This is a genomic window from Pseudomonas maioricensis (assembly GCF_022790535.1).
Taxonomy (GTDB): Bacteria; Pseudomonadota; Gammaproteobacteria; order Pseudomonadales; family Pseudomonadaceae; genus Aquipseudomonas; species Aquipseudomonas maioricensis.
Window position 1 is genome coordinate 165,893 of the sequence record NZ_LOHG01000007.1, and the last position, 10,308, is coordinate 176,200.

Below are 10,308 nucleotides of genomic sequence, written 5' to 3' on the forward strand. Positions count from 1 at the left end.
GAACTGAAAGCATGAACAAACTGGAAGTCCAGGACCTGCATAAACGCTATGGCAGCCATGAAGTGCTCAAGGGTGTTTCCCTGACCGCCAAGGCAGGTGATGTGATCAGCATCATTGGCTCCAGTGGCTCGGGGAAAAGTACCTTTTTGCGTTGCATCAATCTGTTGGAGCAGCCTCACGCAGGCAAGATTCTGCTCAACAATGAAGAGCTTAAACTGGTCGCCAACAAAGACGGCAGCATGAGAGCCGAGGACCCAAAGCAACTGCAACGCATGCGTTCGCGACTGTCGATGGTGTTCCAGCACTTCAATCTGTGGTCGCACATGACCGCACTGGAAAACATCATTGAGGCGCCCGTGCACGTATTGGGCGTGTCAAAAAAGGAAGCGCTGGAAAAGGCCGAGCATTTTCTGGCCAAGGTGGGCGTCGCGCATCGCAAGGATGCTTATCCAGGTCATATGTCTGGTGGTGAGCAGCAGCGTGTGGCGATTGCCCGCGCACTGGCGATGGAACCGGAGGTGATGCTGTTCGACGAGCCGACCTCCGCGCTGGACCCTGAGCTGGTGGGTGACGTGCTCAAAGTCATGCAGGCCCTTGCTCAGGAAGGCCGGACCATGGTCGTGGTGACCCACGAAATGGGCTTTGCCCGTGAGGTCTCCAATCAGTTGATCTTTCTCCACAAAGGCGTGGTCGAAGAGCGCGGTGATCCTCGTGAAGTGCTGGTCAATCCGCAATCCGAGCGCTTGCAGCAGTTTCTGTCAGGTAGTCTCAAGTAACGAAATGCTTCGTTTTGACGATGCCTTTAGGAAAGGAACAGTTCATGCTGCGCCGCAAGCAGCATGAACTGATAGCCGTAGACTCATCCTGGGCGTTGCGATGCCCGCCCCATAAGCTGTGTACACAGTTTTAACAACAGCGACACGTTTCGGATTGCACGCCATGACCGCTCAACGAATTGGTTTTCTTATCTGGCCCAGCACCAAAGCCCTGACTCTGGCGCTGGCTGAGGAAGCCTTGCGTGTTGCTCAGCGCGTCCATCCGGAAGTGCTTTACGAGTTGTCGTTTCTCCAGGCTGAAGTGCCCGCCGAGGGGGCATGGCAATTGCCCGGCGAACCATGGTCCGGGCGTCTGGAGGGTTGTCAGAAGCTGTTCTTGCTGGCGGACGAGCCGCCTGCGTCGATCAACCCGGCACTGACGTCTGCGCTCAAGCAACTGGTGCGTTCCGGCTGCGTGATCGGTGGGCTTTCAGCCGGGGTTTATCCGCTGGCGCAACTGGGCTTGCTCGATGGCTATCGTGCTGCCGTGCACTGGCGCTGGCAGGATGATTTCACCGAGCGTTTTCCGAAAGTCATCGCCACCAGTCATCTGTTCGACTGGGACCGTGATCGCCTGACCGCTTGCGGTGGCATGTCGGTACTGGATCTGTTGCTGGCAGTCCTGGCCCGGGACCACGGCGCCGAGCTGGCGGGTGCGGTGTCCGAAGAGCTGGTGGTTGAGCGTATACGTGAAGGTGGCGAGCGTCAGCGTATTCCACTGCAGAATCGCCTGGGCTCCAGTCATCCCAAGCTGACTCAGGCTGTGTTGTTGATGGAAGCGAACATCGAAGAGCCGCTGACCACTGATGAAATTGCCCAGCATGTTTGCGTTTCACGTCGTCAACTGGAGCGAATTTTCAAGCAGTACCTCAATCGCGTGCCAAGCCAGTATTACCTCGAGTTGCGCCTCAACAAGGCACGGCAGATGCTGATGCAGACCAGCAAATCCATCATCCAGATCGGCCTGTCCTGTGGCTTCTCATCCGGTCCGCACTTTTCCAGCGCCTACCGCAACTTTTTCGGCGCCACCCCGCGTGAAGACCGTAATCAACGCCGCAGCAGCAGCCCGTTTGAATTGTCATCGGTGCCCGCAGAGCGGGGGTGACTCTTGCCGGTTGTGGTGGTTGAGGATTTGTAGGAGTGAGCTTGCTCGCGATGGCGGCTTGTCAGAATAACTGTAGGTGACTGACAGAACGCTATCGCGAGCAAGCTCACTCCTACAGAGGGATGTATCAAGGCAAATCAATTCATAGTTATCGGCGGGCAATTCGGATCGCCGCCACTCGCTCCAACAATTCCACGCATCTGTATCTGCAACAATCCGCCCGCAACGTTTAAACTGCGCCTTTGCGATGGTTAATGTCGCATTGCCGAAAGTCAGCAGAAATACCGGTTTTGCGCTGTAACAAGTTGTCGCCTGGCGGCAAGGCCGGAGTGAAACCAGTCCTTACAATCTTCCCATCGCTCGCCAGTTTCAGGCAGGCGTTCCTCTTCAGGAGACTCCGATGTCCGTTGAGCAAGCTGCGGTGCAACGCGCCGATTTCGACCAGGTAATGGTCCCTAACTACGCTCCAGCCGGGTTCATCCCTGTGCGTGGTGCAGGTTCCCGAGTCTGGGACCAGTCGGGCCGTGAGCTGGTGGATCTCTCCGGCGGGATTGCCGTCAACGTACTGGGCCACTGCCATCCGGCGTTGGTGGGTGCCTTGACTGAGCAGGCCAACAATCTCTGGCACGTTTCCAACGTTTTCACCAATGAGCCGGCCCTGCGTCTGGCGAAGAAGCTGGTGGACGCCACATTTGCCGAGCGCGTGTTCTTCTGTAATTCGGGTGCCGAAGCCAACGAAGCCGCTTTCAAGCTGGCGCGTCGCGTTTCCCACGATCTATATGGTCCGGACAAGTACGAAATCATTGCTGCGCTGAACAGCTTTCACGGTCGTACGCTGTTCACCGTAACCGTTGGCGGTCAGTCCAAGTATTCCGACGGCTTCGGTCCGAAGATTACCGGCATCACTCATGTGCCGTTCAACGATCTGGAAGCCCTCAAGGCCGCAATCTCCGACAAGACCTGCGCGGTTGTGCTGGAGCCTATTCAGGGTGAAGGCGGTGTATTGCCTGCCGAACTCGAATATCTGCAAGGCGCGCGCGCACTGTGTGACGAGCATAAAGCGCTGCTGATTTTCGACGAGGTGCAAAGCGGCATGGGCCGTAGCGGTCGCCTGTTTGCCTACATGAATTACGGCGTCACGCCAGACATCCTGTCCAGCGCCAAGAGCATTGGCGGTGGTTTCCCGATGGCAGCCATGCTGACCACCGAAAAGCTGGCCAAGCACTTCGCCGTCGGCGTTCACGGTACGACCTACGGCGGCAACGCTCTGGCGTGTGCAGTGGGTAATGCGGTGATGGACGTGGTCCACACCCAGGAAGTGCGCGACGGTGTGACAGCCAAACATGCAAAGTTCAAGGCGCGCCTTGAGCAGATCGGCCAACAATATGGCGTGTTCTCGCAGATTCGTGGCATGGGCCTGTTGATCGGTTGTGTGCTGACTGATGCCTGGAAGGGCAAGGCCAAGGACTTCTTCAATGCCGCGGAGCACGAAGGCGTGATGATTCTGCAAGCCGGTCCTGACGTGGTGCGTTTTGCCCCGAGTCTGGTGATCGAAGACGCTGACATCGACGAAGGTCTGGATCGCTTCGAGCGCGCCGTGGCCAAGTTGACTCAGGCTTGATGGCGAGCTGATTCAACGCGACACCCCCGACGCTTGCCTGCAAGGCAAACGTCGGACATTTTCCTGTGCCATGTGGCGTTGATCCACGTGGCGCTTTTTTTCTGTGCCGGGTTTGCCCGGTCTGTGTTCTGGTAAGGAGTGGCACCATGCTCGTGATGCGCCCCGCGCAAATGGCTGATCTGGCCGAGGTTCAACGCCTCGCTGCCGACAGCCCGATCGGTGTCACGTCCCTGCCTGACGATGCGGGGCGGCTTGGCGACAAGATCGCCGCTTCGGAAGCCTCGTTCGCGGCCGAGGTGAGCTTCAATGGCGAAGAAACCTATTTCTTCGTACTGGAAGACAGCGAGAGCGGACGACTGGTGGGCTGTTCAGGGATTGTCGCCTCGGCGGGCTACTCCGAACCTTTCTACAGCTTCCGTAACGAAACCTTCGTTCACGCGTCTCGCGAGCTGAAGATTCATAACAAGATTCATGTTCTGTCCCAGTGCCACGACTTGACCGGCAATAGCCTGTTGACCAGTTTCTATGTGGTCCCTGAACTGGTGGGCAGCGCGTGGTCGGAGCTTAATTCCCGGGGGCGTCTGCTGTTTGTCGCCAGTCATCCGGAGCGTTTCGCCGATTCGGTGGTGACCGAGATCGTCGGTTACAGCGATGAAAATGGCGACTCGCCGTTCTGGGATGCCATCGGGCGCAACTTCTTCGATTTGAACTATGCCGCAGCCGAACGTCTGTGTGGGTTGAAAAGCCGGACATTCCTCGCCGAGCTGATGCCGCATTACCCGATTTATGTGCCGCTGTTGCCGGATGCTGCTCAGGAAGCCATGGGCCAGGTGCATCCGCGGGCGCAGATCACCTTCGACATCCTGATGCGCGAAGGCTTTGAGACCGATCACTACATCGATATTTTCGACGGTGGCCCGACCCTGCATGCGCGTGTTTCCGGGATTCGCTCCATTGCCCAGAGCCGGATGGTGCCCGTCAAAATAGATGCTCAACGGTCCACTGACACCGGTTCCGGCGGCCGTTTGTATCTGGTTGCCAATGGCTTGTTGCAGGATTACCGGGCGATATTGCTGGAGTTGGACTGGGCGCCAGGCAAGCCGGTCGCTCTTAGTCTGGCGGCAGCCGAGGCGCTGGGTGTCGGTGAAGACGCCAGCGTGCGGGTCGTGGCGGTCTGATACGCCTTTTGAATGTGGATGGCTGGTTTAGCGAGTTTCGCCGTTTCCCGAGGGAAGCGGTATTGAGGAGATAGCATGATCGTTCGTCCCGTAAGCAGCAGTGACCTGCCAGCGCTGATCGAGTTGGCGCGCAGCACAGGCGCTGGCCTGACGACCTTGCCCGCCAATGAAGAGCGTCTGGCGCACCGGGTCGGTTGGGCGGAAAAGACCTTTCGTGGCGAGGCTGGGCGTGGTGATGCGGATTACCTTTTTGTGCTCGAAGACGATGACGGCCGTGTGGTGGGTATCTCTGCCATCGCCGGGGCTGTCGGCCTGCGTGAGCCTTGGTACAACTACCGGGTGGGTTTGACGGTCAGCGCTTCTCAGGAGTTGAACATCTATCGGGAAATCCCGACGTTGTTCCTCGCCAATGACCTGACGGGTAATTCCGAGCTGTGCTCGCTGTTCCTGCATAGCGATTTCCGTAACGGTTTGAACGGGCGTCTGCTGGCCAAGGCGCGGATGCTGTTCATCGCCGAATTCCCGCAGTTGTTTGGCAACAAGATCATTGCCGAGATGCGCGGCATGTCCGATGAGAAGGGCCGCTCACCGTTCTGGGAAAGTCTGGGAAGGCACTTCTTCAAAATGGAGTTCAGTCAGGCGGATTACCTGACCGGTGTGGGCAACAAGGCGTTCATTGCTGAATTGATGCCCAAGTTCCCGCTGTACAGCTGCTTCCTCTCCGAAGATGCCCGTAACGTGATTGGCCGGGTGCACGCCGACACCGAGCCAGCGCTGACCATGCTCAAGGCCGAAGGCTTCAGCTATCAGGGTTACGTGGATATCTTCGACGCCGGTCCTGCGGTTGAGTGCGAGACCGCGAAGATCCGCGCCGTTCGCGACAGTGCGCCGTTGGTACTGGCCATCGGTACGCCGGGTGACGATGCCACGCAGTTCCTGATTCATAACCGCAAGCGTGAAGAGTGCAGAATCACTGTGGGCGCGGCGCGCTTTGCGGCCGGTACATTGGTGGTTGCCCCGGCGACCGCCAAGCGCCTGCGCCTGAGTGCGGGCGACAATGTCCGGGCTGTTCCGCTGTCCCCCGCGCGGGAGGCTGTCTGATGAGCACCTTGTATATCGCAGGCAACTGGCAGGCTGGGCAGGGCGAGGCGTTCGAGTCGCTCAATCCGGTAACTCAGCAGGTTGTGTGGTCCGGGCAAGGTGCAACGGCCGCTCAGGTAGACGTTGCCGTGCAGGCTGCGCGTCAGGCTTTTCCCGCATGGGCGAGTCGCACCCTGGAAGATCGCATCACCGTGCTGGAAGCTTTCGCCGCCAGCCTGAAAAGCCAGGCAGACGCTTTGGCGCAGTGCATTGGTGAAGAAACCGGCAAGCCGCTGTGGGAGTCCGCGACCGAAGTGACCAGTATGGTCAATAAAATCACTATCTCCGTGCAGAGCTACCGGGAGCGCACCGGCGAAAAGAGCGGTCCGCTGGGCGACGCGAATGCGGTGCTGCGTCACAAGCCGCATGGCGTGGTAGCGGTGTTCGGACCGTACAACTTTCCTGGGCATCTGCCCAATGGCCATATCGTCCCAGCGCTGCTGGCGGGTAACACGGTACTGTTTAAACCCAGTGAGTTGACGCCGAAAGTCGCCGAGCTGACGGTCAAGTGCTGGATCGAAGCCGGTTTGCCTGCGGGCGTGTTGAACCTGCTGCAAGGTGGTCGCGAGACCGGCATCGCTCTGGCTGCAAACCCTGGCATCGACGGGCTGTTTTTCACCGGATCCAGCCGTACTGGCAATGCTCTGCATCAGCAGTTTGCCGGTCGCCCGGACAAGATTCTTGCTCTGGAGATGGGCGGCAATAATCCGCTGGTGGTCGATCAGGTTGTCGATGTAGACGCGGCGGTTTATACGGTTATTCAGTCGGCGTTCATTTCAGCTGGGCAGCGTTGTACGTGTGCGCGACGTTTGCTGGTGCCGCAAGGTGCGTGGGGCGATGCCTTTCTGGAGCGTCTGGTTGAGGTCACGCGCAACATCGAAGTGGGCGCTTACGATCAGCAGCCTGCGCCGTTCATGGGCTCGGTCATCTCGCTGCATGCAGCCAGTGCCTTGCTGGCAGCGCAGGAGCAATTGCTTGCCAATGGCGCGTTGGCGTTACTGGAAATGACCCAGCCACAGGCGACGTCGGCGTTGCTCACACCAGGCATCATTGATGTTTCCGAGGTCAGCGATTCTCTTGACGAGGAGCTGTTCGGGCCATTGCTGCAGGTGCTTCGCTACGCGGACTTTGACACTGCCATAGCGTTGGCCAATGACACTCAGTACGGCCTGGCTGCCGGTTTGTTGTCGGACTCTGAAGCGCGTTACAAACAGTTCTGGCTGGAGAGCCGGGCGGGGATCGTCAACTGGAACAAACAACTGACGGGTGCAGCGAGTAGCGCACCGTTTGGTGGCGTGGGTGCGTCCGGCAACCATCGGGCGAGTGCGTATTACGCAGCGGATTATTGCGCGTATCCGGTAGCCTCGCTGGAAAGCAGCAGCCTGACCTTGCCTGCGACCCTGACGCCGGGTGTGCGGTTGTCGTGACACAACGCTGGCGTGCGACAGGCATGCATTTGTAGGAGTGAGCTTGCTCGCGATAACGGTAGACCTGTTAAGAAATTACCGTTTCGCCTGACGCTATCGCGAGCAAGCTCACTCCTACAGAAAATCCATTTCAGTCCAGTAAGTTATATTTTGTTTGATAGAGCTGCCCAAGGCTGCGAAGCGATGATTGAACCTTACGCTTATAAGAAAAGATCCACGGAGCCGAGCCGATGAAATCATACGAAGTCAATTTTGACGGCCTGGTCGGGCCGACGCATAACTACGGCGGGCTGTCCTACGGTAACGTCGCCTCGCAAAGTAATTGCCAGCAATCCTCCAATCCTCGCGAAGCAGCGTTGCAGGGGTTGGCAAAAATGAAAGCGCTGATGGACATGGGCTTCACTCAGGGCGTACTTGCCCCTCAGGAACGTCCCGATGTCGCCGGTTTGCGTCGCCTGGGTTTCGCTGGCAGTGATTCGCAGGTGATCCAGCAGGCTGCGAAACAGGCTATGCCCCTGTTGGCTGCCAGTTGTTCCGCATCGAGCATGTGGGTCGCCAACGCCGCAACGGTCAGCCCGAGCGCCGACACTGCCGATGGTCGCGTGCATTTCACCGCCGCCAACCTGGCCTGCAAGTACCATCGCAGCATTGAACATCCGACCACCAGCCGCGTGCTGGCGGCTATGTTCGCAAACCCGCAGCACTTCGCTCATCACGCCGCATTGCCCTCTGTTGCCCAGTTTGGTGATGAGGGCGCAGCCAACCATACCCGTCTGTGCCGTGACTATGGCGAGACGGGAGTGGAATTTTTCGTGTTTGGTCGTAGCGCCTTTGATGCGCGATTCCCCGAGCCGCAGAAGTATCCGGCACGTCAGACCCTGGAAGCATCCCAGGCGGTTGCCCGTTTGCATGGTTTGAGTGACAGCGCGGTGGTTTACGGCCAGCAGAACCCGGCGGTGATCGATCAGGGCGTGTTTCATAACGATGTAATCGCAGTGGGTAACGGCGAAGTGTTGTTCTATCACGAGGACGCATTTCTTCACACCGAGCGCATGCTGGCAGAACTGCAGGACAAACTTGCCCGTTGCGGCGCGCAGCTCAAGGCGATCTGCGTGCCCCGTGCAGAAGTTTCGGTCGAAGACGCGGTGCGTTCGTACCTGTTCAATAGCCAGTTGTTGTCCCGCCCCGACGGCACCATGTTGCTGGTTGTGCCTGAAGAGTGTCGCGGTAACGAGCGCGTCTGGCGTTACCTGCAAGGGCTGATCGCGGGAGCGGGGCCGGTCAAGGAAGTCAAAGTCTTCGACCTCAAACAGAGCATGCAGAATGGCGGCGGTCCGGCTTGCTTGCGTCTGCGGGTAGCGCTCAATAAATCCGAGCTGGCGGCGGTCAACCCTGGGGTTATCATGACCGCGCCGCTGTACGATACGCTCACGCAATGGGTGGACAGACATTACCGTGACCGCATGAGCGAAGATGATCTGGCGGACCCGCAATTGCTCATTGAATGCCGCGCGGCATTGGATGAATTGACGCAAATCCTTAAACTGGGCGCGGTCTATCCTTTTCAGTTGGCCTGAATTCTGGCGGGTCGTGCCAGGCACGATCCGCTGTACTTACCTCTCTATAGAGAACACCGATTATGAGCGACACCCTGCAGTTAATCCTTGAAGACACCGATGGCACCCAGCTGGAAACCTCTTGCACCCGCGTTGCTGTCGTCTGGCAGGGCAAGGAAATCTGGATTCAGCACGATGGCCGTGGTCAGTTGCTGATCGGTGTTGATGTCGAAGAAGGCGATGCCGAATACGCCAACCTGTTGTTGCGTCCTCTGGCAACCAACCTGGTCAGCCTGCAACTGGAAATGGAGCCTGCCGACGTCGGCGAAGACGAAGAGCACGTGCACGGCCCTGACTGCAATCACTAAGTCTCACTCCCACCCATAAGGGAACAGCGCCTATGCTTGCCCTCGGTAAACTGCTTGACCTGACTTTGGCTGGACGTGAGCCAGCAGAAAAGACTCAAGTGACAGTCGCCGGAGTGCGACTGCGATGGCTGAGCGAAGGCGCGCTGGAAGTACGTCCTGCCCAGGATCGGGATAACGGCACGGACTTGCTGTTATCCGCCGGTATCCACGGCAATGAGACCGCACCTATCGAGCTGCTGGATGAATTGATCCGCAGCATTGCCCGCAGCGAATTGCAGCCGCGGGCACGTATTCTTTTCCTGTTCGGCAACCCCGAAGCCATGCGTCGCGGCGAGCGTTATGTCGAGCAGGACGTCAACCGGCTATTCAACGGCCAACACGAACACAGCGGCGGTACCGAGGCGTTGCGTGCTTGTGAGCTCGAGCGGCTGGCAGCGACGTTCTTCAGCATTCCTGACCGCTACCGCTTGCACTACGACCTGCACACCGCGATACGTGGCTCGAAAATCGAGCAGTTTGCGTTGTATCCCTGGAAAGAGGGCCGTCAGCATTCGCGTCGGGAACTGGCACGTCTGCAAGCTGCCGGCATGACTGCGGTGCTGTTACAGAACAAACCCTCCATCGTGTTCAGCGCGTATACCTACGACAAGCTGGGGGCTGAGTCCTTTACCCTGGAGCTGGGTAAAGCGCGGCCATTCGGGCACAACCAGGAGGTTGACCTCACTCGTCTGCGCTTGCGGCTGGAGCAAATGATCGAAGGCACCGAGCCTGCGGTGCAAGAGAGTCTGGAGAGTCTGCAACTGTTCAGCGTTGCCCGGGAAATCATCAAGCACAGCGATGGCTTCAGGCTGCACCTGCCCTTGGACGTGGAGAATTTTTCACCGTTGGATAAAGGCTATGTTCTGGCCGACGACCTGAGCCATTCCCGCTGGGTTGTTGAAGAAGAGGGCGCGAGGATCATTTTCCCGAATCCCAAGGTCAAGAATGGCTTGCGAGCGGGGATATTGATTGTGCCTGCTACAGAGGATGGGCTGGTTTGATTCTGACCTGGACTCAGTAACTGCGGCGCTTCATCTACTGGATTGAAATGCATTTTCT

At 58.3% G+C, this 10,308-nt stretch carries 9 protein-coding genes; all 9 read left to right on the forward strand.

Features of this window, described 5'->3' with window-relative positions:
- The first annotated feature begins 11 nt into the window (after nt 1–11).
- The 9 genes from AUC61_RS13245 (at nt 12) to astE (ending at nt 10,250) form a co-directional block, all read left to right on the forward strand.
- Nucleotides 12–776, forward strand: a complete 765-nt coding sequence (locus tag AUC61_RS13245) for an ABC transporter ATP-binding protein (protein WP_243246827.1) — start codon at nt 12–14, stop codon at nt 774–776.
- A gap of 163 nt (nt 777–939) precedes the next feature.
- Nucleotides 940–1,920, forward strand: coding sequence for a transcriptional regulator ArgR (gene argR / locus AUC61_RS13250; protein ID WP_122665731.1), 981 nt, complete (start codon nt 940–942; stop codon nt 1,918–1,920).
- A gap of 400 nt (nt 1,921–2,320) precedes the next feature.
- Nucleotides 2,321–3,541: an aspartate aminotransferase family protein gene (locus AUC61_RS13255; protein ID WP_243246681.1), complete on the forward strand. Its 1,221-nt coding sequence runs from the start codon at nt 2,321–2,323 to the stop codon at nt 3,539–3,541.
- Nucleotides 3,542–3,687: 146 nt separating this feature from the next.
- Nucleotides 3,688–4,719: an arginine/ornithine succinyltransferase subunit alpha gene (aruF, locus tag AUC61_RS13260; protein WP_243246682.1), complete on the forward strand. Its 1,032-nt coding sequence runs from the start codon at nt 3,688–3,690 to the stop codon at nt 4,717–4,719.
- Between the two features lie 75 nt (nt 4,720–4,794).
- Nucleotides 4,795–5,820, forward strand: a complete 1,026-nt coding sequence (gene astA / locus AUC61_RS13265; RefSeq protein ID WP_243246687.1) for an arginine N-succinyltransferase — start codon at nt 4,795–4,797, stop codon at nt 5,818–5,820.
- Nucleotides 5,817–7,286: a succinylglutamate-semialdehyde dehydrogenase gene (gene astD, locus AUC61_RS13270; protein WP_243246828.1), complete on the forward strand. Its 1,470-nt coding sequence runs from the start codon at nt 5,817–5,819 to the stop codon at nt 7,284–7,286. Before astA ends, astD begins: the two co-directional genes overlap by 4 nt.
- Nucleotides 7,287–7,516: 230 nt before the next feature.
- Nucleotides 7,517–8,863, forward strand: coding sequence for an N-succinylarginine dihydrolase (astB, locus tag AUC61_RS13275; RefSeq protein WP_243246688.1), 1,347 nt, complete (start codon nt 7,517–7,519; stop codon nt 8,861–8,863).
- Nucleotides 8,864–8,925: 62 nt separating this feature from the next.
- Nucleotides 8,926–9,210, forward strand: coding sequence for a hypothetical protein (locus AUC61_RS13280; RefSeq protein ID WP_027900080.1), 285 nt, complete (start codon nt 8,926–8,928; stop codon nt 9,208–9,210).
- 32 nt (nt 9,211–9,242) lie between these two features.
- Complete coding sequence (astE, locus tag AUC61_RS13285; protein WP_243246689.1) at nt 9,243–10,250, forward strand: succinylglutamate desuccinylase; 1,008 nt, start codon at nt 9,243–9,245, stop codon at nt 10,248–10,250.
- The last annotated feature ends 58 nt before the right edge of the window (nt 10,251–10,308 follow it).